Below are 19,947 nucleotides of genomic sequence, written 5' to 3'. Positions count from 1 at the left end.
GCCATGGCTGACGATAAAACGCTGCTTCGCGTCGAAAATCTGAATGCGTGGTTCTACACGGAAGAAGGGATCGTCAAGGCGCTGGAAAACGTCAGTTTCAGCGTCGGCCGCGGCGAGATCCTCGGGCTCGTCGGCGAGACGGGCTGCGGCAAGTCGGTGACGTCGTCCTGCATCATGCGTTTGATCCCGTCGCCGCCGGGAAAGATCATCGGCGGCAAAATCCTGTTCGAGGGCGAAGACCTCGCGCAGGCGACGCCGGAACGGATGCGCCAGATCCGCGGCAAGGATATCGCCATGATCTTTCAGGATCCGATGAGCTCGCTGAACCCCGTGTTCACGGTGGGACGGCAGGTGGAAGAGGCGATCCGCGTCCACAACCCCGGTATGAGCGCGGCGCAGATCCACGAGCGCGCCGCGGAGATGTTCAAAAAAGTCAACATCCCCGATCCCGAAAGGTCGATGAAGCGCTATCCGCACCAGTTCTCCGGCGGCATGAAACAGCGCGTCATGATCGCCATGGCGCTGTCGTGCAACCCTCGGATGCTGATCGCGGACGAGCCGACGACGGCGCTCGACGTTTCCATTCAGGCGCAAATCCTGTCGCTGATCAAGGATTTGCAGAAGGACTTCGGCAGCAGCATCATGCTGATTTCCCACGATCTCGGCGTGATCGCCACGATGGCGCAGAAAGTGGCCGTCATGTACGCCGGCAGCATCATCGAGTACGGTTCGGTCCGCCAGATCTTCGAACACCCGCTACACCCTTATACGCAGGGATTGCTGGGCGCGATCCCGCGCCTCGATCAGGCGCAGGAATATCTGGAAGTCATTCCCGGCGCGCTGCCCAATCTACTGCACCTGCCGGAAGGCTGCAAGTTCCGCGCCCGCTGCTCGCGCGCCACGGAACGCTGCGCGCGGGAACGTCCGACGGCCGTGGAGGCGGAAGAAGGACATGAGGTGGCCTGCTATGAATATCGTTGAAGTCAAAGATCTTCACATGTACTTCCCGATTCTGAAGGGAGTGCTCTTCCACTCGGTCGCGGGGCACGTCAAGGCCGTGGACGGCGTTTCCTTCTCCATTCCCGAGGGCGAGACGCTGGGGCTGGTCGGCGAGTCGGGCAGCGGCAAATCGACCGTGGGCAACATGCTGCTGCGCCTGCTCAAACCGACGTCGGGCGAGATCCTGTACCGGGGACGGTCGATCCTTAGCCTTTCGCCGCAGGAAGAACGCGAGTTCCGCAGCCAGGCGCAGATGGTCTTTCAAAATCCGTTCGCCTCGCTGAACCCGCGCATGATCGTCGGCGACATCATTGGCCGCGTGCTGAGGGTGCAGCGTCCTGAGCTGAAAAAAGACGAAGTGCGAGAGCGGGTGCTGAACGGCATGCAGGAAGTGGGCCTCAAGGTCGAGCACATGACGCGCTATCCGCACGAATTCTCCGGCGGGCAGCGCCAGCGCATCGCCATCGCCCGGGCGCTGATCTCGGATCCCGAATTCGTCGTCCTCGACGAGCCGACCTCGGCGCTGGACGTTTCCGTGCAGGCGCAGATCCTCAACCTGTTCAAGGACATTCAGAAGAAAAGACGCCTGTCCTATCTGTTCATCAGCCACAACTTGTCGGTCATCCGCCACATCAGCCACCGCATCGCCGTGATGTACCTCGGCAACCTGATGGAATTCTGCGACCGGCAGGAGATGTTCCGCAACCCGCTGCATCCCTACACGCAGGCGCTGCTGCGCAGCATTCCCAAACCTTACGTCACGGACGAGGACATTTCCGACAAGATCATCAAGGGCGACATCCCCAGCCCCGTCGATCCGCCGCCGGGATGCCGCTTCAACACGCGCTGTCCGCAGGCGACCGACGAATGCCGTCGCGTGCGGCCGCAATGGAGAGAAGTGAACGCCGGACACTGGCTCGCGTGCCATCAGGTTTAGCAAGCCGTTTCGATGTTTTCCGCCGTTTTTGCGGCGGAAGGGAATCCCCGCAAGGGATGAATTTTTGATGAATTTTTTAAGGAGGAATGCCGTATGAAGTTTTACCGTACCGCGCTGCTCGCGCTCGCGGGGGCAGCTCTGCTCGCCGCCGGGCCGGTTTTGGCTCTGGACAAGGACGTCCTGACGATCGTCAAGTCGGCGGAAATCATTTCCCTCGACCCGCAGGACATCACCGACACGCCGTCCGAAGACCTGAACCGCAAGATCTACGAAGGGCTCGTCGATTTCAATATGTCGCTGGACGTCGTGCCCAAGCTGGCCAAGAGCTGGGAAATTTCCGAAGACCGGCTGACTTGGACGTTCAAACTCCGCGAGGGCGTCACGTTCCACAGCGGCGCGCCCTTCAACGCCGAAGCCGTCAAGGTGAACTTCGACCGCATCCTCAACGGCCGCTACAAGAGGACGTCGCTCTACCAGCCCATCATCAAGGAAGTGCGCGTCGTCGACGAGTACGCCGTGGCCTTCGACCTCAAGCAGCCCTTCGGCCCCTTCCTCAACAACCTGGCCCACACCGCCGGCCTGATCCTCGACCCCAGCTACGTCAAGGATCCCGCCAAAAACGCCAAGATCAAGCGCCAGCCCTCCGGCACCGGCCCCTTCAAGTTCGAGGAGTGGGAACCCGGCGACTACGTAAAGATGTCCGCGTTCGAGGATTACTGGCAGGGCAAGCCCAAGCTGAGCGGCCTGATCTACAAGTTCGCGCCCGAGGCTTCGACGCGCGCCATGCTCGTCGAGACCGGCGAGGCTCACGTGGCCCAGGCCGTCGATACCAACGACGTGGAGCGGCTGAAAACCCGCGACGACGTGGAGATGCGCATCTTCCCCAACATCACCGTTTACACGCTCGTCGTCAACACCAGCGACGCGATCCTCGGCGACGTGCGCGTGCGCCGGGCCCTGAGCCACAGCATCGACCGTCAGGGCATCTGCGACAAGATCCTGCACGGCAACGCCGTTCCGGCTTACCGCATCATCTCCCCGATGATCAACTGCGCTGCCGGCCAGAACAATATGATCGCCTACGATCCCGAGCTGTCCAAAAAGCTGCTCGCGGAAGCCGGCTGGGACAAGATCGGCGAAGACGGCATCCGCATGAACGCCGAGGGCAAGCGCCTGAGCGTCGAACTGTGGACCTCCAGCAAGAGCGCCATCATCCCCGAGGCTTATATCGGTTTCGCCCGAGCCGTGGGCATGGAGATCAAGCTTCAGGCCATGGACTGGGCGACGCTGAACTCCCGCATCGAATTACCCGAAAAGAAAAACAAGGCGCAGATCTTCATGATGGGCTGGAGCCCCTCCACCGGCGACGCCGACTGGGTTTACCGCCCGCTGCTGGCTTCCTGGCTGGTGCCTCCGACGGGACAGAACCAGAGCTTCTACCGCAACGAGATCGTCGACCAGGGCATCAGGGACGGCATGCGCGAGTCCGACAACGCCCTGCGCAAGGCCGCTTACGAAAAGATCGAAGAACAGCTGATCGCCGATCAGCCTCGCATTCCGATCTATTCCATCAAGAACCTGTACGCCGTCCGCAGGGAAGTGAAGAACCTCGACATTTACCCGATCAACTTCGTCATGGTGAATCACCTGACCTGCGTGGAATAAACGGCTCGCAAAAAACGGAAGCGCGCGGATCCAGGCGCGAAAGCGGGACTGAGGCCGGCCTTTTCCGCCCTCAGTCCCTTTGCTGTCGCCGCCGCCCCCTTCGTGACGAACAAAAATCTCGTGAAAGGAATCTGATCGCACCATGAAAATTTACATCAGCGCCGATATGGAAGGCTGCACCGGCGTGACCGACGTTCATCAGACCATGAACGGACGTCCCGAATACGCTTTCGGCTGCAGGATGGAACTGCACGACGTGCGCGCCGCCGCCGAGGGCGCGCTGGAAGCCGGCGCCGACGAAGTGCTGGTCAACGACGCGCACGGGCGCAAGATCAACGTCGACATCAACGGACTCGACCATCGAATCCGATTGCTCAGCGGCACGCCCAAGCCCCTGGGCATGATGGAAGGCTGTTCGGGAAGCGACGGCGTTTTCTTCATCGGCTACCACGCCATGGCCGGCACGCCCGTCGCCGTGCTCGACCACACCATCTCCGGCGGCACGGTCTATTCGGTCGAACTGAACGGCGTGGAGATGGGCGAACTGGGGCTGAACGCCGCCGTCGCCTCTTCCTTCGGTCTGCCCGTGGCGCTGATCGAGGGCGACGACGCGCTGGAGCGCGAAGTCCGCGCGCAGCTCGGCGCGGCGCCCGTCTACGCGCGGGTGAAAGTCGCCAAAGGCCGGCTGGCGGCGGACTGCCTGTCGCCGGCAGACTCCTACGGTTATATCAAGGCGAAGGCGAAGGAAGCCGTTGAGCGCCTGAAAGCGCGCCAAATCCCGCTTTTCGACATCGGCGACGGAAGCTACGACCTGCGCGTCACCTTTCACACCACGGCCCAGTGCGACGCGGCCACCCAGATCCCCGCGCTCGAACGCCTCGGCGGCCGCACCGTGCGCGTCTGCGGCCGCGGCATGGCGGAAATGCGCCGCTGGACCGGCGCGATCATCGGCCTGGCAAGCACGGCCAACAGTTGATTCGATTCGGCGTCTGCAAACTGGCCTGCAACCCTCGACACAAAAAATTTCTGCCCGGCCGCAACGGTCGGGCAGAAATTTTTGTATGCGCGGTGGGCTCAGGCGGATTTTTCCTGAGCCCTCGACTTTTTATCCACATAGTTCATCAGAACCGGCGTGAACATGGAAAGCGCGATAAGGACCAGCAGCGCAAGGCTGATGGGGCGGCTCAGGAAATATTTGAACATGTTGCCGCGGGACATGATCAGCGCGCGGCGCCAATTGCTCTCGACGATCTCGCCCAGCACCATGCCCAGCACGAGGGGCGCGGTGGCGAAGCCCGTCCGCCGCAGCAGATACCCCAGCAGACCGAACGCAAGCATCACGAACACGTCGAACATGTTGTTGCGGATCGCGTAGGTGCCGATGGCGGAGAGCGCAACGACAAGCGGGCCGAGCACGCCCATCGGAACAGTGCTGACCCGGGCCACGTATTTGGCAATGGCCAGACCGATGAGTCCCATGAGAATATTCGAGAGCAGATAGCCGAATATGATCGTGTAGGTGACGGGGGCCTTTTCGGTGAACATGGAAGCTCCCGGGACGAGCCCGTGCATGAGCATGCCGCCGAGGAGGATGGCCGCCACCGCGCTGCCGGGCAGAGCCAGCGTGATCAGGGGAACGAGCGCGCCGCCGGTGGCGGCGTTATTGCCGGCTTCGGACGAGGCCACGCCTTCAAAAGAGCCGTTGCCGAATTTTTCGGGATGTTTGGAGAACTTTTTGCCGAGGCTGTAGCAGACCCATGAAGAAACGCCGGCGCCTGCCGCCGGAATGATGCCGATGATCGTGCCGATAACGGATGAACGGGCGATGGTCGGGATCAGTCCTTTGAACTCGCTCCACGGCGGCAGGATACGCCCCGTCATGCTCTTTTCGTCGACGATGGTATGCTTGCCCTTGAAAACATCGTCGGCGATGATCATGACCTGCGAGATCGAGAACATGCCGATCAGCGCGGGAACGAACTGGATGCCATCTTCGAGCTGGATGGAACCGAAGGTGAAACGCGGCGTGCCGGTGATGGCATCCAGACCGACGGTGCCGAGGAACAGCCCGAGAATGCCCGAAAACAGCCCCTTGTACAGCGACTCTCCAGCCAGGGAAGCGATGATCGTGACGCCGAAGATGGCCAGCATGCAATACTCAAGCGCCGAAAATTGCAGAGAGAATTTCCCCAACGGCGGCGAAAGGAACAACAGCGCCAACGCGCCGACGACGCCGCCGATCATGGAAGCGACCGTGCAGACGCCGACGGCTTCCATGCCGCGCCCCTGCTGGGTCAGCTTGTATCCGTCGATCGCCGTCGCGGCGGAAGCCGGCGTGCCGGGCGTGTGGCACAGCGTGGCAGTGATCGAACCGCCGTAAATGGCCGACGTGTAGACGGCCGTCAGCATGATCAGTCCGGCGACGGGCGACATTCCGTAGGTGATGGGAATCAGCAGCGCCACGCCCATGGAAGCGCTGAAGCCGGGCAGCGCGCCGATGACGATGCCGCCTACGGTGCCGACGATCAGCCCCGTCAACGCCCCCCACTCGAAGGTCATATCGAGAACCTGTTTTACCAGTTCCATGAGATCGCCTCCTAAAATCCGCCGCGCATCCGCAGCCAGTTGCCGAGCCAGCCCAATTCGTCGATGGAGACGTTCAGCTGACGAACAAGGAAGAAATAAGCGAAGGCCACGAATCCGGCGGTGGTGACCGCGATGAACAGCCAACTCTTCTGCTTGAGAAAACGCATCGCCGCGATCAGGAAGAGCACCGTTGCGGCATAGTAGCCGATGGCGAGAAACAGCAGCACATAGACAACGATCAAAGCGAACATGGTCAGCGGTGTTTTCAGCGTAGCGCAGGTCACAAAAGGCTTGACGGGATTTTCCGCCGTTGCGTGACGCGTTTTTCGAATGCCGTCGGCTAGGATGGTGAGCCCCAATACCGCCATAAAGGCGAGCAGAATGAGCGGCATCAGGGCCGGTCCCATGTCCATACGCAGGTCACAACACGTGAAAAAGGCGCAGAACAGCAGGATGACGATGCCAATGGTCACGTCCTGATGTCGTTTCATGAGAAACCTCCCCTTGTTTTACTCAAAGCGCCGCCGACCGGCAAAAGGCAGCGGCGCAAAAAATTTCATCAGAACGGGATTAACGCTTCACGTCCCAAATCTTGCATCTCCACTCGAGCTGATCGTTCAGCAGCTTCTTGTAAGCGTCGCCGGAATAGAGCTCGACGTTGACGCCCATCTTGCGCATGTTCTCGAGACACTCGGGGTCTTGAATGGCGGCGGTGACGGCTTGGGTCATTTTCGCGACGATCTCGGGATCGACGCCCTTCATGTAGGCGTAGCCGCGAGCGGAAAAGGATACGTAATCGCCCAGCCCTAGTTCCTTCTCGGTGGGCACGTCGGGCAGCTGTTCGTCGCGCTCATTGGCAAAGAGGACAATGACCTTGTAGTTTTCGGGATTGAGCGTAACGTCGCCGACATTGCCGATCAGGAAATCGATGTTGCCGGAGATGAACATAGTGTTCGCGTCGCCGGCGCCGCCGACGGGCACGACGCTGACTTTGGCGCCGTGGAATTTTTCGAGCATGCGGGCTACGCTCGCTTCGCCGCTGGTGATGCCAGTGCTGGAGGCTGCCGTCAGAAGTTCGTTGTTCTTGGCGTATTCAAGAAAGCTTTTATAATCCGTGAAACGCTTTTCGTCGGGGCGGATGGCGATGACCTGATAATCAATGGCCTGGTTGGCAAGAAGCTCAAAATCGTCGATAGTCTCTTTGCGGGGCGTCTTGTCGTCGTAGTGGCCGAACACGGCGCTCAGGTTGACGAGGGCGAACGTGTTACCATCGGTGGGAGTGTTGTGGAGAAAACGGTTCCATGCCACCCAACTGCCGCTGCCGGGACGATTTTCGACGACAACGGGCACGCCAAGCTGCTTTTCAAGCGCCGCCGCCAGATAGCGGCAGCCGAGATCGGAACTGCCGCCAGCGCTGTACCCGCATACCAGCGTGATCGGTTTGGTCGGCCAGTTGGTTTCCGCCACGACGGCGCTGCAGAACAGAACGGTCAGTGCCGTCACAATACCTGCGATACGTGAGCTTTTTTTCATAATGATTCGCCTCCTAAAAAATTTGAGGATCCGATGCGGTGCGAATATTCCAGAGCGGATCAGAAATCCGCTGCTTGCCAAGGAACTGCCGATTAACGACGCTGCGCGGGGTCGGTCCGCGCCCGCTTTCCATGGCATCGATGTTGTCCATGATGTAGGCTGCCATATTGCGGTTGTTGTCTTCCGTGTTGCCACCGGCGTGGGGAGTGATAATCAGGTTGTCGAGGCTGAAGGCCGGATGATCGGCGGGGAGCGGCTCATTCTCGATCGTGTCGAGCGCGGCGCCGAAGAGACACTTTCCCGCCAGCGCCTTCAGCAGCGCTTCGGTGTCGACGATGCCGCCGCGGGCGGTGTTGACCAGCAGGGCCGATGGCTTCATTTTGGCGAGAGCGGCTGCGTCGATCAGGTGCCGGGTCGAATCGAGCAGAGGCATGTGCAGGCTGACGATGTCGCTGCTTTTCAGAAGTTCGTCAAGCGGCAGAAATTCGACGCCCAGCTCCTTTTCAGTCTCCGGTGCGGCGCGGAAAGGATCGTAATAGGTCACTTCCGCGCCCATTCCGCCGACGGCTGCGGCCACACGCCGGCCGATGCTGCCAAGGCCGACGAGGCCGACGCGTTTGCCGCTGATTAGCCACGAGCGTGCGATGATGTCTTCCTTGTCCTTGCGCCCTGCTTTGGCGCGGCTCATCAACTCGGGCAAATGGCGCAGCGAGGCGAGCATCAGCATGACGGTCAGTTCGGCGACGGGCTGCGAGTTGACGCCGGCGCAGATCGAGACGATGATGCCCTTTTTCCCCGCCGCTTCGATATCGACCGCGTCGAAACCAACTCCCCAGCGGTGGATCAGACGGGCGTCGCCGCCGAGCTTCTCGATTTCCGCCGCTCCCATCGGGAAGCCGCGCAGGATATAATAGGTACCGTCCAGATGCTTTGCCAGTTCCTTGTTGCTCAGGACCTCTGCCACGTCGTAGCGACCAGCGCAGCGTTCGTACAGGATTTTTCTGCCTGCGTCCGGCACTCTGCCGACAATAACGACTTTATTCATAACATCGTGCTTCTTTCAGGAGCGGACGCTTTACAGGCCGTATTTGTCGGCAAAACTGCCGAGGAATTCAGGAGTATGGCCTTCCATACGCTTTTTGGTGGTAGCGGCGTGTTTTTCGGCGTACGCGTTCCAGTCGCCGTCCATCAGCGCGAACGTCTTGTCCTCCGAAGCTTTTTTCTTCTGCGCGGCAGCCGCCATTTCCGGGGCGTCCTCTTTGTGGATCACGACGATACCGTCCATGTCGCCGACCAGGATGTCGCCGGGGAATACGACCTGCCCGCCGCAGGCGATCGGCGCGTTGATCTCGCCCGGGCCGTTCTTAAAAGGCCCCTGCGGCGTGATGCCGGCGCAGTAGACCGGCATGGACAACCCGCGCAGTGCGTCGAGATCGCGCAGGCAGCCGTCGACGACGACACCGGCAAGCCCCTTGTATTGAGCGAATTTGAGCATGATCTCTCCGGCCAGCGAACGGTTGTTGCAGTGACCGCCGTCCACTACGATAATGTCGCCGGGGAGCGCCATGTCGAGAGCCTGATGAAAGAACAGATTATCGCCCGAGGGAACCTTGACCGTGACGGCCGTGCCGAGCAACTGCACGGCGTGGTCGGGATTGACGAGGCGCATGGAGTCGTGCATGCAGAAGAGGCGGTTCATCTCGTCGTTGATATTGCTGGAAGGAATGCCCTTGAAGGCTTCGACGAGATCGCGCCCCGGACGTCTGACTTCGCTGAAGATCCGATTGCCGATTGTGCTCATGAAAATCGCTCCTTTGAAATTTCCAGAAATTTGGCCGGACTGTTGGAGAGAATGATTTTTATCCTGCTTATCAAGATAAACGGTTCCGACTTTTTTATCAAACAGAAAAAAACGGGAGAGGCTCACAGCTTTTGACTGTCAGAAGGAGGAAAAGGAGATGCCTTTGCGAAGTTTGAGATATTTTCTGGTCGCCGCCGAGGAGATGAATTTCCGCAAAGCGGCCGAGCGGCTCTACATCACGCAGCAGTCGCTCAGCTCCAGCATCCAGAAATTGGAACGCCAGTACGGCGCCGCGTTCTTCGAGCGCAAACCGCGGCTGATCCTGACACCGGCGGGGCGCAGCATGGTCGAGTATGTGCGCAAAGTCCTGCACACTGAGCAGCAGCTTGTCGCTGCCCTGGCGGACACTTCGCGCACCAGCACGGGGTCGCTGCGCGTCGGCGTGACGGGCACGCGCGGTGCCGTGTTCATGCCGCGCATCTGGGACGTGTACCACAGGCAATTCCCCAACATCGTCGTCACCACCGTGGAAGCTTCAACCGCGGAACTGGACGAGCTGCTTCGGGATGGAAAGATCGATCTCTATATCGGCGTCAACGTGCCGCGGCACAACAACATGCAGGTGCTGACCTTCATGCGGGACCGCATCTACTGCGCTTTCAGCCGCCGCTTCCTGGCGAAATCACCGCCGGCGTGGCGCGAAGCGCTGCTCGATCCGCACGGCTTCGATCTGACGAAGATCGACAGCATGCCGCTAATCACGTTCACTCACAGTAACGGACTGCGCTACACGCTGGAACGCTTTTTCGAGAAGCAGGACATCCATCCCAACATCATTTTCGAGACGAGCCGGCACGATCTGGCGCTGAACCTGTGCCGTCAGGAACACGGCATCGGCCTCGTCTACGAAATGATCCTCTACGACGCCTTGAGACGCCCCGACATCGCCAACGAACTTTACGCCGTGCCTGTCCGGGCCGAACTGCCGCAGAAGAACACCGAGCTGACCTACCGCATGGAGAGCTTCCATCCCCGCTATCTGCAAGGCTTTATCCAAGTCGCTCAGGCCGTTTTCGAACAGTACTCAAAGACCATCGGCGCCGTGATTCGCCGCGCGCAAAAATAACCGGTCCATAAAAAAGCGAGTCTGTCTCGCCCCCTCGCGGTGGCAGAGACAGACTCGCTTTTTAGGGAGAAGCCCCTTGGGTGCTCTCTAACTCGCTGATACTTGCGGGGCTTCATGTCAATGAAACAAATGGAGCGATCGAGAGTCTGCGCCCGAAAACGAAATCACGACCGGAGCGGGACTTTTTCCAGGCGCGAAAGCGACACCAGTGCAATGGCGGCGAAAATGCAGACGCAACCGACAATCTCCGGCGCCGTGGGCGCCACGTTCGTTGCCAGCGCGGTCAGCGCGGTGCCGGAAAGGATCTCCAGCGAAGCCATCAGGCTTGAGACGGAAGCGGGAACGTATTCCAGCGACTTGTAGTAAAGCGAGTAGCCCAGCAAGCACCCCGTCAGCGTGGGCACCAACACCAGCGCGGCGATGTAGGGCGTGATACGGGCGAACTCGCCCCATTGACCGGTCAGCGTGATATAAAGACCGATCCAGAACATGCCGCCCAGGTGCGTGTAGTAGAAAAAGCCCCAGCGCCCGATGCCGCCCCTTGTGACCGTAGCGCGCACCAGCAACGTTTGGCCGGCCAAACCGACGACGGCCACGGCTCCCCAGAGGAGACCGCGCACGTCGATCTGCGTGTTCAGCGTCCACTCAGGCGTCAGCACGGAACAGGTTACGCCCGCCGTAACGAGGCACGCTCCCGCGAAATCCAGGCGGCTTGGCTGTTCGCCCGTGATCAGCGGCGAACACAGGGCCGTGAGGATCGGATAGGTGTAGTGCAGCACCAGCGCCGTCGGCGCGCTGAGATAGACGACGGAAAGCATGAAGCCGAGATACAGCCCGGAAGGACCGAGCAGCGAAAAGAGAAAGATCCGCGCGAAATCACGGCGCGAAGCTTTCAGCTACTCCGGATGGCGGAGGCGCAGCCACGGTCCAAGCGCAGCGACGACGACCACCATGCGGGCGAAAACGGCCGTGGAGACCGCCACGCCCGCGCCGCCGATCAGTTTCGTGGCCAGCGTGGTCAGCCCCCAGCACAAACCGGTCGTGCCGGCCAGCAGAATGCCTTTCAACGTACGACTCATGGCAGAGGAAAAATCTCCTTTTCAAAGCGTCGCCGCGAAGAGCGCTTCACCCCCAACGGACGCGTTCGGACGCGGCTCAGCTTTTTTTGACGACAACGGCTTTGGGATTGTCGGGATTGGGATAGCCCTTGGTCTTGCCCGTCAGCGACGTGATCTCGATCGCCAACACGTTGACCACTTTTTCCAGTTTGGCGTCGGCGACGGAATAGTTCTCCCTGACGTCGTCGTAATGGGCGTGGAGCAGGTCGATGGCGCGGCGCTTTTCGGCCAGATCGGTGACGACGCGCACCTTGCCCTCGCCCATGACGCTGCGGTAAATGCCCCATTTATAGCCGGCCTTGACGGGGCTTGGAACCATCTCGTAAGCAGCGACGACGTGAAAAGCCACGTCGGGGTGCGCCCGCATCGTTTCCGCCTTGCGCCCCTGCATGGCGCCGTGGATGTAAAGGCAGCCGTCCCCCAGGCCGTAGTGGACCGGCACGGAGTAGGGCTTCCCTTGCGGATCGATCAGCGCCAGATGAAGGATCTCGGCTTCTTCGAGGACCTTGCGGATCCATGCCTCCGACGTCACTTCGCGGTCTTTTCTTCTCATAAAAATCCCCCCAGACAAATCAATTGACGAAACGGCGCCGGCGGCGACAGGCTGTCCCGCAGCCGGCCGACGAGACGAAATCGAAACGCAGCGCTACTTGATGAACTTGGCCTTATAGGCGAACTTGGAGATGACCATGTTGCCGAACACGGCGATGAGGATATAACCCCAGCTGGGCAGCGGGACGAACTTGCGCACCAGCAGCACCAGCGGCAGCGCGTACAGGGCGATACGGGGCTTCTTGACCACGAACTGCATCAGCACGGCGCCGAACAGCGCCGGCAGAATCAGATTGGAGATCGCGTTTTTGGCGGTCTGAGGCAGAACGCCCAGGATTTGGTAGCCGAAGACGACGAAGATCGTCAGGATCGTGATGTTGGTGACGATCGAACCGGCGATGCCCATCGTGGAGATGATCTCGCCCTTGTCGGAACCGGCCTCGTTGTTGGTAACGTCAAGCGCGGTAGCGGCGGCGGGGACGCGCATCTGTCCCATGGAGCCGGCGAGGATCCCCATGTAGGAGCCGGCCGTGCCAAGCACGGTGTAGTAAGTGATCGGTTCGATGACGTAAAACGCGCCATAGGCCGCGGCGATCTGTCCCCAGCCGACCAGCAAGTCGCCGACGCTCGGCGCGGCGCCATAGAACAGCGAGAGGATGAGATTGGGCAGGAAGCTGCAGCAGATTGCCAGGAGCATGGTGACGCGGCCGACGCGAACGACCGATTTGTTCCATTCTGTTCTGAAATCCATGGGAACGGCCTCCTCACATGAAGAAGTAACCGCCGATCAGGCCGGCGATGATGGCGAAGCCCAGCGAATAATCTTTGAGCCAGGGATGTTTCTTGCCAAGCTGAATCAGTACGAACATGGAAGCAGCGCCGACGATCGCGGCAATGGTGCGGCCGCTGAACTTGACCAGATAGGGGCTGGTCATGTGGCTATAAAGACCGATGCTCGCCGTAGCGGTGAGAATGGCGCGCCATGCCTTGTCAGTACCGCCGATCCTGTCGCTGACTTTGTCCATCCTGTGGGTGAACAGCCACACCATCAGTAGCCAGCCGCAGCCGTTCACGCTCATCGTAAACCAGGAAACGGCCATCTGATCCAGACCGTAGCCGGCGCCACCCAGTTCCACGCCGCAGGCCGCGGCGCCGGTGCGGGCGGCGGTCAGTTCTGTGGCGGCCGAGCCGATCATGGACAGACGAATCCAGGAGATGGGGCCGCCGACGACCGAAATCATGGCCAGAATGACGATGACCTGAGCGATGGCGGGGCCCGTGGCGGAGATCATGCCGCTCTTGAAAGCGCGATTGCAGGTGCTCCTGTCGAGGCCGACGCTGCCGGCGAACTTGTAGCCCAGCTTTACGTAGCGGAGCGCCAGCAACACGACGATGCCGACGCTGAGGGCGGCGCATCCCCAGAAAGGCGCCGCGTTGCCGATCTTCAACAGTTCTTCCATAAAAGAGCTCCTCCTTGGACGGATGACGAAAATTTTGAGAGCGCAGAGCGAATCGAACAGTTCCGGAACGTTTTTGCGAAAAAACTAGAATTCGGGCGGGAATTTGTCGACGAAACCGGTGACCGCTTCGTAGGCCGAGGCGAACTGCAGCGCCTCGAACTCTCGATGAGGCGCGGCGACCAGCTGCAGGCCGATGGAAAGGCGATTTGCGCCGCCGAATCCGGCCGGCACCGTACAGACCGCGTTGCCGCCCATGGTCCACGGCGTGACGATCTCCATCCAATTGTGATAGGTACGCATCGGCGTGCCGTCGATCGCTTCGGGCCAGTGAACGCTCTTGTCGAAGGGGAAGCAGCAGGCGGTGGGCGAGACGATGTAGTCGTAGTCGTCGTAAACCCTGAGCATGGAGTGATAGAACTCGGTGCGCTTCTCGAAGGCGCGGTACACCTCCTGGGCGCTCATGGTCAGCGAACCCTCGTACTCCCAGCGGCTCTCCGGCTTCATCAGGTTCTGGCGGCACTTGTCGTACCACGGCTTCAGCGAGGACGCGCAGTAATGGCGGATGGGCAGCCAGATGGTTTCCCAGAACTCGTTCATATTGTAAAAGGGCTCGATGTCCTCGACCACCGCGCCGAAGTCCTTCATGCGCTCGACGGCCGCGCGGCAGGTTTCCATGACGCCGGGCTCGGTGGGCAGCGCGCCGCCCCAGTCGCCGATCCAGCCCACGCGGACGCCTTTCTGGTCCTTTTTCAGCGCCTCGCGCACGTTCGCCGGCGTCAGCGCTTTTACGCGCGGATCCGCCTCGCGGCTCAGCGGGAACTTGGCGTCGTAACCGGCCATGGTGGCGAACAGCAGGGCCACGTCGGCCACAGTTCGCCCCATCGGACCGTTCGTGCTCATGGAGTTGGTGAACAGTTCGGTGCCGCCGGAAGGGACAGCGCCGATGGATGGGCGCAGGCTGACGATGTTGCACCAGCCGGCCGGGTTGCGCAGCGAGCCCATGAAGTCGCTGCCGTCCGCCACGGCCTGCATTCTCAGGGCGACGGCGCAGGCCGCGCCGCCTGACGAGCCGCCGCTGGTGCGATTCTCGTCGTAGGGATTGCCGGTGGCGCCGAACACTTCGTTGTAGGACTGGGAACCGTAGCCGAACTCGGGCGTGTTGGTCTTGCCAATGATGATGGCGCCGTCGCGCTTCATCGCGGTGACGATGGCGCCGTCGGCGTCGGGGATCCAGTCCTTGAGAAGCAGCGAACCCTTGGTGGTACGGATGCCCTTGGTTGGAACCAGATCCTTCACGGCCTGCGGGAAGCCGTGCATCCAGCCGTTGTCCCTGCCGGATGCCAGCTCGGCGTCTTTTTTCCCGGCCTCTTCCAGCAGCGCCTCGCCGTCGACGCGAGTGACGATGGCGTTGACGCGGGGATTGGTCTTGTCGATGTGATCGAGATAGGAGGCCATCACCTCGCGGCAGGAAACTTTCCCGGCGTGGATGGCCTTGGACAGTTCTACAGCCGTCATTTCGACTACAGCATTGCTCACGAGAATTACCCCTTTCTGGTATGCCTGGACAAACGCGCTGATTGTCGTCCTGCGGATCTCGCCGCGAACGATCGACTCGGGACGGGAATATCGCCCCTTGACAGAATTTTCACACGCCGTCGGCGGAAAGGCAAGAGAAATTTCTTGCTTGCGCTCACGAAAAACGTCCGGCGGTTACTGGCTCGCCGGACGTCGCGTTCTTATAGGAGCTTCGCGTCTCCCAAACTCTGTGGCAGGGGGGATTTCTTTCGGGGCGTAAGAAGCGCTCTTAAAGACTCTCATCGGCGCCGAGGCGGCGCAGAAAGCTGATCCGCGGTCGCTTCGTGGCGGGATCGGGGGCGACGCCTGCTTCCACCCGGTAAACGGCGCGGATCAGTTCGGGCGTGAGCACCGCGGCTGGAGCGCCGCTGGCGAAGACGTGCCCGTCTTTCATCACGTAAACGCGGTCGCAGTACTGCGCCGCCAGGTTCAGATCGTGCATGACGACGAGCGATGTGACGCCGAGGCTGCGCAGCAGGTCCATGATCTCGAGCTGGTAATAGATGTCGAGGTGATTGGTGGGCTCGTCGAGGATCAAAAAATCCGCTTCCTGCGCGATAGCCCTGGCGATCAGCGCACGCTGCTTTTCGCCGCCGGAGAGCGAAGCGAAGGAGCGCCCGGCGCGATCCAGCATCCCCACGTACTCCAAAGCACGGTCCACCAGCGCGAAATCGTGCGCGTCGTCGCGCTGCAAGGCCTTTTTGTGCGGATAACGCCCCATCGCCGCGATCTCGCGCACGGTGAAGTCGAACTGCCCCGGCATCTCCTGAGGCACCGCCGCGGCGCGGCGCGCAAATTCCCGCGCGCGTAGCTTCCATACTTCTTCGCCGTCCAGCAGGATCGAACCGAAACGCGGCTTGTTGACGCGGTACGCGCAGCGCAGCAGGCTGGACTTGCCGCTGCCGTTGGGGCCGATGACGCCGACGAACTCGCCGCGTTCCACGTTCAGGTCCACGCCGCGCACGATGTCCCCGGCTCCAACTCCCCAGCGCAGCGACGTGACCGCCAGCTTCATCGCGGACCTCGCCCGCCGCTTTTGAGCAGCCAGATGAAAAACGGCGCGCCGATGAAACCAGTGACGATGCCCAGGGGAAGTTCCCGCGGAGCCAGGGCCGTGCGCGCGAACACGTCCGTCCAGATCAAAAAGCTCGCTCCCGCCAGCGCGCCCACCGGCAGGAGGCGGCGATGGTCGGAACCGACCAGCAGCCGCACGGCGTGCGGGACGATCAATCCGACGAAACCGATCGAACCGCTGACCGCCACGATCACCCCGGTCAATACCGAAGTGGCGGTGAACAAAAGGCGGCGGAATTTCGCCACATCCACGCCGAGCGCCGCCGCGTTCTCATCGCCCAGCAGCAAGGCGTTGAGCGGGCGCGACTGGGCGATGAACAGCACGAGACAGGCGACCAGCGCGACAAAGGGCAGCGGCAGGCGATCCCATCTTGCGCCGCCGAGCCCGCCGAGCATCCAGAACATCGCCGATTCGGCGCCGTTGCGCTGTTCCAGATAGACCATGAAATTCGTCACGGCCATAAACACGTACGAAACGGCGAGTCCCGACAGGACCATGCGCACCGGGGTCAGGCCGCTGCCCTGGCGCGCGATGGCAAAAACCAGCACGAAAGCCAAAGCCGCGCCGGCAAAGGCCAGCGCGGAAACTCCCGACATGCCGGTCAGCGCGGCGCCGAAGACCCGCGTCATGAAAAGCATGGCGAACACCGCCCCCGCGCATGCACCCGAAGAAATCCCCAACAGGTAAGGATCGGCCAGCGAATTGCGGACCAGTGACTGGATCACCGCCCCCGCGGTGGCAAGCCCCGCGCCGACGACAGCGCCGAGCAGCACGCGCGGGAAACGGATCATCCAGACAATGCCCACTTCGTTGCGCGGCCATTCTGCGCCGATCCAGCTCCATTCCGGAAATATCTGATGGAGGATGATTCCCCACACATGCCGGAACGGCAGCGGGGCCGTCCCCATCGACACTCCCAGCGTTACGCTGAAAAACAGCAGGACCGTCAGGGCGATCAGCAGCGGTGCCAGATTCCGTTTGGCAAAGAACCGGCCCACTTAAAACTTCCCGGGATACAGCCCGCGGGCGATCAGTTCCAGTCCGCGAACGGCTCGCGGCCCCGGATAGACTTCGTCCACCGACATGTAGATCAGCTTTTTGTCGCGGATGGCTTTGACGCCCTGCAGCGCTGGATTGTCGAGCAGCATGGCCTTGCTTTCGTTTTCCGGCGTGGCGCGGTATTCGAGGATCAGGATGACGTCGGGGTCGCGAGCCACGACTTCTTCCCACGTCACTTTGATCCAGCTGCTTTCGACGTCGTCGAAGATATTGCCGGCATGGGCGAGGCGAAGCAGAGCGCTGGGCATGGCCTGACCGCCGCAGGCGCGCGGTGCGTCTTCGTTCGGCGTGCCGAAGCTGCGGAAGATGAACACGCATGGCGTCGCCTTCACGCCGGCAAGCTTTTCCCGTATGGCCGATACTCTCGCCTTCATGCCGGCGATCACGGCCTCGGCTTTGTCTTGCACGTTGAAGATCACGCCCAGGTTGCGCAGGTCGTTGTAAGTGTCCTCCAACGTCACAGGCGGCTTGTTCATCACGCGGATCAGCGATTCGGTGATGGCGTAGCTTTTGACGCCATGCTTTTCCAGCTCTTCGGGCGTGACGGCGTTGCCGGCCGTGCTGCCGGGGATGTCGAGGCCATAGTTGTAGCCAGACAGGAAGAAATCGGGATCGGTGCCGAGCAGCGTTTCCAGCGTGATGTAGCCTTCCTGGGCCACGGGGATCTTCGCCAGTTTTTCGCGGTATTCGGGCGAGACCTGGTGTTTCGAGCCGGGGAATCCCGCATAGCCCACGAGTTTGTCTTCGAGGCCGAGCGCGAACATCAGCTCGATGATGTTGCTGTCGCCGTTGGTGACGACGCGCTCGGGAGCTTTTTCGAAGACGATTTTGCGGTTGCCGTTATCGACCGTTGCGGGGTAGACCGTTTCCGCCGCGCCCACGGCCGCGGCGGAAAGCGTGGCGCTCAGCAGCGCCGCAAGAACGGCGCAAAGCGATTTTCTCATCGTAAGACCTCCGATTCAGTTAAGACGATTAATACTATTTCTTAATCAAAAAGACGAACACAAGGGCGCTGCGAGGGAGATTCACAAAGCGAACTGCGCAGACTGCATAGCAGTCGAGATAGTTCTGAGCGACTGAACTCCCTCGCTGCGCCCAGAAAACTATGTCAACACTTTCTATCAAGAATTAGTATAAACAACGCGATCCCGAAAGGCCGCGGCCCTCTTGGAAAAAAGCCCCGTTCCGCGGCTCGCTCCGCGCGAACAGGGCCTACATTTTTTGACGCATGACGAACGCCGCCCGTCTTTCTGCATCGTGGGATGTCCCCCAGACGCGGCGGCACGTCTTCCGAAAAAACGCTTTCGTTTACTTGAACAGTTCGGGATAGAAAGCTTTGGCGATCAGTTCCAGTCCGCGGATAGCGCGGGGGCCGGGGTAGGCGTCTTCGATGCGGATAATGTAAACGCGCCCGTCCTTCACGGCGTTCACGCCCTGCAGCGCGGGATTTTCGAGCAGCAGCTTCTTGCGCTCCTCGCCGTTCGTCGTGCCGGCTTCGAGCAGCAGGATCACGTCGGGATTGCGCGCGACGACCTCTTCCCATGTCACCTTGATCCAGCTGCTGTCGACGTCGGCAAAGATGTTGCGCGCTTCCACCATCGCCACCAGGGCGCTGGGCATGGCCTGCGCGCCGTTGGAGCGGGGCGGCTGATCGGGAGCGCCCCATGTGGGGTGGATGAACACGTTCAGAGGCTTGGCCGTATCGATCTGCGCCAGTTTGGCCTCCACTGCTGCGGCGCGCGATTTCATGCCGTCGATGACTTGCTGCGCCTTGTCTTGGACGTCGAAAATCACGCCCAGATTGGCGAGATCGGCGTAAGTGTCTTCGAGGCTGACGACGTTTTTTTTCATCACGTGGATCAGCGACTCGGTGATGGCGTAGCTCTTGACGCCGTGCTTTTCCAGCTCTTCGGGCGTGATCGCGCCGCCGGCCGTGCTGCCGGGGATGTCGAGCCCGTAATTGTAGCCCGACAGGAAGAAGTCGGGATTGGCGCCGAGCAGAGCCTCCAGCGTGATGTAGCCGGGCGCGGCGATGGGGATCGCCTTGAGCTTCTCCCGGTATTCCGGCGAGACCTGCCCGCCGTACTCGGGGAAACCCGCGTAGCCGGCCATGCGGCCTTCGAGCCCCAGCGCGAACATCAGTTCGATGATGTTGCTGTCGCCGTTGGTGACGACGCGCTCGGGCGCCTTCTCGAAGACGATCCGGCGATTGCCGTTGTCGACGGTTACGGGATAAACGGTTTCCGCCGCGAAGGATGCCGCGGCCATGGCCAGTGAAGCGGCTGCCACAAGAAAACTGCGAAGAACCTTTTTCATGCTGTGAACCTCCTGCGCAAAAAACGTGACCCGGCCCCCGCCGGCTCGCCTCTATAGAAAACGCGGGCATAAAAAAAGACACGGTCCGCGGCCGTGCCTTTAGAGACAGTGATGTCTGCTGCCCTGAAAAGATTTCGCCCGCGCA

General features: G+C 61.0%; 20 protein-coding genes. 5 read left to right on the top strand and 15 right to left on the bottom strand.

What is annotated here, in order from left to right; all coding sequences use genetic code 11:
- Window positions 1-3: 3 nt before the first annotated feature.
- The 4 genes from HMPREF7215_RS01720 (at window position 4) to HMPREF7215_RS01705 (ending at window position 4,577) form a co-directional block, all read left to right on the top strand.
- Window positions 4-981, top strand: coding sequence for an ABC transporter ATP-binding protein (locus HMPREF7215_RS01720; protein WP_009163858.1), 978 nt, complete (start codon window positions 4-6; stop codon window positions 979-981).
- Window positions 968-1,936, top strand: a complete 969-nt coding sequence (locus tag HMPREF7215_RS01715; RefSeq protein ID WP_009163857.1) for an ABC transporter ATP-binding protein — start codon at window positions 968-970, stop codon at window positions 1,934-1,936. The genes HMPREF7215_RS01720 and HMPREF7215_RS01715 overlap by 14 nt, the downstream gene beginning before the upstream one ends.
- Before the next feature lie 93 nt (window positions 1,937-2,029).
- The gene (locus HMPREF7215_RS01710) at window positions 2,030-3,601 is read left to right on the top strand and encodes an ABC transporter substrate-binding protein (RefSeq protein ID WP_009163856.1); all 1,572 of its coding nucleotides are present in this window, start codon (window positions 2,030-2,032) and stop codon (window positions 3,599-3,601) included.
- Between the two features lie 142 nt (window positions 3,602-3,743).
- A complete protein-coding gene (locus tag HMPREF7215_RS01705; protein ID WP_009163854.1) occupies window positions 3,744-4,577 on the top strand; it encodes a M55 family metallopeptidase in 834 nt (277 codons plus the stop codon).
- Between the two features lie 98 nt (window positions 4,578-4,675).
- On the opposite strand, the gene HMPREF7215_RS01700 is transcribed toward HMPREF7215_RS01705, so the two are convergent.
- The 5 genes from HMPREF7215_RS01700 to HMPREF7215_RS01680 all read right to left on the bottom strand — a co-directional run bounded on the left by HMPREF7215_RS01700 (window position 4,676) and on the right by HMPREF7215_RS01680 (window position 9,521).
- Window positions 4,676-6,187, bottom strand: coding sequence for a tripartite tricarboxylate transporter permease (locus tag HMPREF7215_RS01700; RefSeq protein ID WP_009163853.1), 1,512 nt, complete (start codon window positions 6,185-6,187; stop codon window positions 4,676-4,678).
- 11 nt (window positions 6,188-6,198) lie between these two features.
- Window positions 6,199-6,678: a tripartite tricarboxylate transporter TctB family protein gene (locus HMPREF7215_RS01695; RefSeq protein ID WP_009163852.1), complete on the bottom strand. Its 480-nt coding sequence runs from the start codon at window positions 6,676-6,678 to the stop codon at window positions 6,199-6,201.
- A gap of 79 nt (window positions 6,679-6,757) precedes the next feature.
- Window positions 6,758-7,720, bottom strand: coding sequence for a tripartite tricarboxylate transporter substrate binding protein (locus HMPREF7215_RS01690; protein WP_009163851.1), 963 nt, complete (start codon window positions 7,718-7,720; stop codon window positions 6,758-6,760).
- Between the two features lie 13 nt (window positions 7,721-7,733).
- Complete coding sequence (locus HMPREF7215_RS01685) at window positions 7,734-8,765, bottom strand: 2-hydroxyacid dehydrogenase (protein ID WP_009163850.1); 1,032 nt, start codon at window positions 8,763-8,765, stop codon at window positions 7,734-7,736.
- Window positions 8,766-8,795: 30 nt separating this feature from the next.
- Window positions 8,796-9,521, bottom strand: coding sequence for an RraA family protein (locus tag HMPREF7215_RS01680; RefSeq protein ID WP_156797388.1), 726 nt, complete (start codon window positions 9,519-9,521; stop codon window positions 8,796-8,798).
- A gap of 157 nt (window positions 9,522-9,678) precedes the next feature.
- Here HMPREF7215_RS01680 and HMPREF7215_RS01675 point away from each other — a divergent pair, with 157 nt between their 5' ends.
- Entirely contained in the window at window positions 9,679-10,647 is a 969-nt protein-coding gene (locus HMPREF7215_RS01675) for a LysR family transcriptional regulator (protein ID WP_009163848.1), read from the top strand.
- Between the two features lie 164 nt (window positions 10,648-10,811).
- On the opposite strand, the gene HMPREF7215_RS01670 is transcribed toward HMPREF7215_RS01675, so the two are convergent.
- The 10 genes from HMPREF7215_RS01670 to HMPREF7215_RS01625 all read right to left on the bottom strand — a co-directional run bounded on the left by HMPREF7215_RS01670 (window position 10,812) and on the right by HMPREF7215_RS01625 (window position 19,802).
- Window positions 10,812-11,543, bottom strand: a complete 732-nt coding sequence (locus HMPREF7215_RS01670) for a DMT family transporter (protein ID WP_269621654.1) — start codon at window positions 11,541-11,543, stop codon at window positions 10,812-10,814.
- A complete protein-coding gene (locus HMPREF7215_RS01665; protein WP_040550111.1) occupies window positions 11,544-11,726 on the bottom strand; it encodes a hypothetical protein in 183 nt (60 codons plus the stop codon).
- A 76-nt stretch (window positions 11,727-11,802) separates the two neighbouring features.
- Window positions 11,803-12,318, bottom strand: coding sequence for a pyridoxamine 5'-phosphate oxidase family protein (locus tag HMPREF7215_RS01660; protein ID WP_009163845.1), 516 nt, complete (start codon window positions 12,316-12,318; stop codon window positions 11,803-11,805).
- A 93-nt stretch (window positions 12,319-12,411) separates the two neighbouring features.
- Complete coding sequence (locus tag HMPREF7215_RS01655) at window positions 12,412-13,068, bottom strand: hypothetical protein (RefSeq protein WP_009163844.1); 657 nt, start codon at window positions 13,066-13,068, stop codon at window positions 12,412-12,414.
- Between the two features lie 13 nt (window positions 13,069-13,081).
- The gene (locus HMPREF7215_RS01650) at window positions 13,082-13,777 is read right to left on the bottom strand and encodes a DUF5058 family protein (protein WP_009163843.1); all 696 of its coding nucleotides are present in this window, start codon (window positions 13,775-13,777) and stop codon (window positions 13,082-13,084) included.
- 84 nt (window positions 13,778-13,861) lie between these two features.
- On the bottom strand, window positions 13,862-15,313 hold the full coding sequence (locus tag HMPREF7215_RS01645) for an amidase (RefSeq protein WP_009163842.1): 1,452 nt from the start codon (window positions 15,311-15,313) through the stop codon (window positions 13,862-13,864).
- A gap of 268 nt (window positions 15,314-15,581) precedes the next feature.
- Window positions 15,582-16,367, bottom strand: coding sequence for an ABC transporter ATP-binding protein (locus HMPREF7215_RS01640; RefSeq protein WP_009163841.1), 786 nt, complete (start codon window positions 16,365-16,367; stop codon window positions 15,582-15,584).
- Window positions 16,364-17,425 carry a FecCD family ABC transporter permease gene (locus HMPREF7215_RS01635; RefSeq protein ID WP_009163840.1) on the bottom strand — a complete coding sequence of 354 codons (1,062 nt, stop codon included), beginning with the start codon at window positions 17,423-17,425 and terminating at the stop codon, window positions 16,364-16,366. The genes HMPREF7215_RS01640 and HMPREF7215_RS01635 overlap by 4 nt, the downstream gene beginning before the upstream one ends.
- Window positions 17,426-18,430, bottom strand: coding sequence for an ABC transporter substrate-binding protein (locus tag HMPREF7215_RS01630; RefSeq protein WP_009163839.1), 1,005 nt, complete (start codon window positions 18,428-18,430; stop codon window positions 17,426-17,428).
- Between the two features lie 364 nt (window positions 18,431-18,794).
- Window positions 18,795-19,802, bottom strand: coding sequence for an ABC transporter substrate-binding protein (locus HMPREF7215_RS01625; protein WP_009163837.1), 1,008 nt, complete (start codon window positions 19,800-19,802; stop codon window positions 18,795-18,797).
- Window positions 19,803-19,947 lie beyond the last annotated feature (145 nt).

The organism is Pyramidobacter piscolens W5455, assembly GCF_000177335.1.
Taxonomy (GTDB): domain Bacteria; phylum Synergistota; class Synergistia; order Synergistales; family Dethiosulfovibrionaceae; genus Pyramidobacter; species Pyramidobacter piscolens.
Note: the sequence above shows the minus strand (reverse complement) of the source record. Positions and strands in the feature narration are given on the sequence as shown.

Coding starts and splice junctions, on each gene's coding strand:
- HMPREF7215_RS01720 (WP_009163858.1), top strand. CDS start 4: ATGGCTGACGATAAAACGCTGCTTCGCGTCGAAAATCTGAATGCGTGG.
- HMPREF7215_RS01715 (WP_009163857.1), top strand. CDS start 968: ATGAATATCGTTGAAGTCAAAGATCTTCACATGTACTTCCCGATTCTG.
- HMPREF7215_RS01710 (WP_009163856.1), top strand. CDS start 2,030: ATGAAGTTTTACCGTACCGCGCTGCTCGCGCTCGCGGGGGCAGCTCTG.
- HMPREF7215_RS01705 (WP_009163854.1), top strand. CDS start 3,744: ATGAAAATTTACATCAGCGCCGATATGGAAGGCTGCACCGGCGTGACC.
- HMPREF7215_RS01700 (WP_009163853.1), bottom strand. CDS start 6,187: ATGGAACTGGTAAAACAGGTTCTCGATATGACCTTCGAGTGGGGGGCG.
- HMPREF7215_RS01695 (WP_009163852.1), bottom strand. CDS start 6,678: ATGAAACGACATCAGGACGTGACCATTGGCATCGTCATCCTGCTGTTC.
- HMPREF7215_RS01690 (WP_009163851.1), bottom strand. CDS start 7,720: ATGAAAAAAAGCTCACGTATCGCAGGTATTGTGACGGCACTGACCGTT.
- HMPREF7215_RS01685 (WP_009163850.1), bottom strand. CDS start 8,765: ATGAATAAAGTCGTTATTGTCGGCAGAGTGCCGGACGCAGGCAGAAAA.
- HMPREF7215_RS01680 (WP_156797388.1), bottom strand. CDS start 9,521: ATGAGCACAATCGGCAATCGGATCTTCAGCGAAGTCAGACGTCCGGGG.
- HMPREF7215_RS01675 (WP_009163848.1), top strand. CDS start 9,679: ATGCCTTTGCGAAGTTTGAGATATTTTCTGGTCGCCGCCGAGGAGATG.
- HMPREF7215_RS01665 (WP_040550111.1), bottom strand. CDS start 11,726: ATGAGTCGTACGTTGAAAGGCATTCTGCTGGCCGGCACGACCGGTTTG.
- HMPREF7215_RS01660 (WP_009163845.1), bottom strand. CDS start 12,318: ATGAGAAGAAAAGACCGCGAAGTGACGTCGGAGGCATGGATCCGCAAG.
- HMPREF7215_RS01655 (WP_009163844.1), bottom strand. CDS start 13,068: ATGGATTTCAGAACAGAATGGAACAAATCGGTCGTTCGCGTCGGCCGC.
- HMPREF7215_RS01650 (WP_009163843.1), bottom strand. CDS start 13,777: ATGGAAGAACTGTTGAAGATCGGCAACGCGGCGCCTTTCTGGGGATGC.
- HMPREF7215_RS01640 (WP_009163841.1), bottom strand. CDS start 16,367: ATGAAGCTGGCGGTCACGTCGCTGCGCTGGGGAGTTGGAGCCGGGGAC.
- HMPREF7215_RS01630 (WP_009163839.1), bottom strand. CDS start 18,430: ATGAGAAAATCGCTTTGCGCCGTTCTTGCGGCGCTGCTGAGCGCCACG.
- HMPREF7215_RS01625 (WP_009163837.1), bottom strand. CDS start 19,802: ATGAAAAAGGTTCTTCGCAGTTTTCTTGTGGCAGCCGCTTCACTGGCC.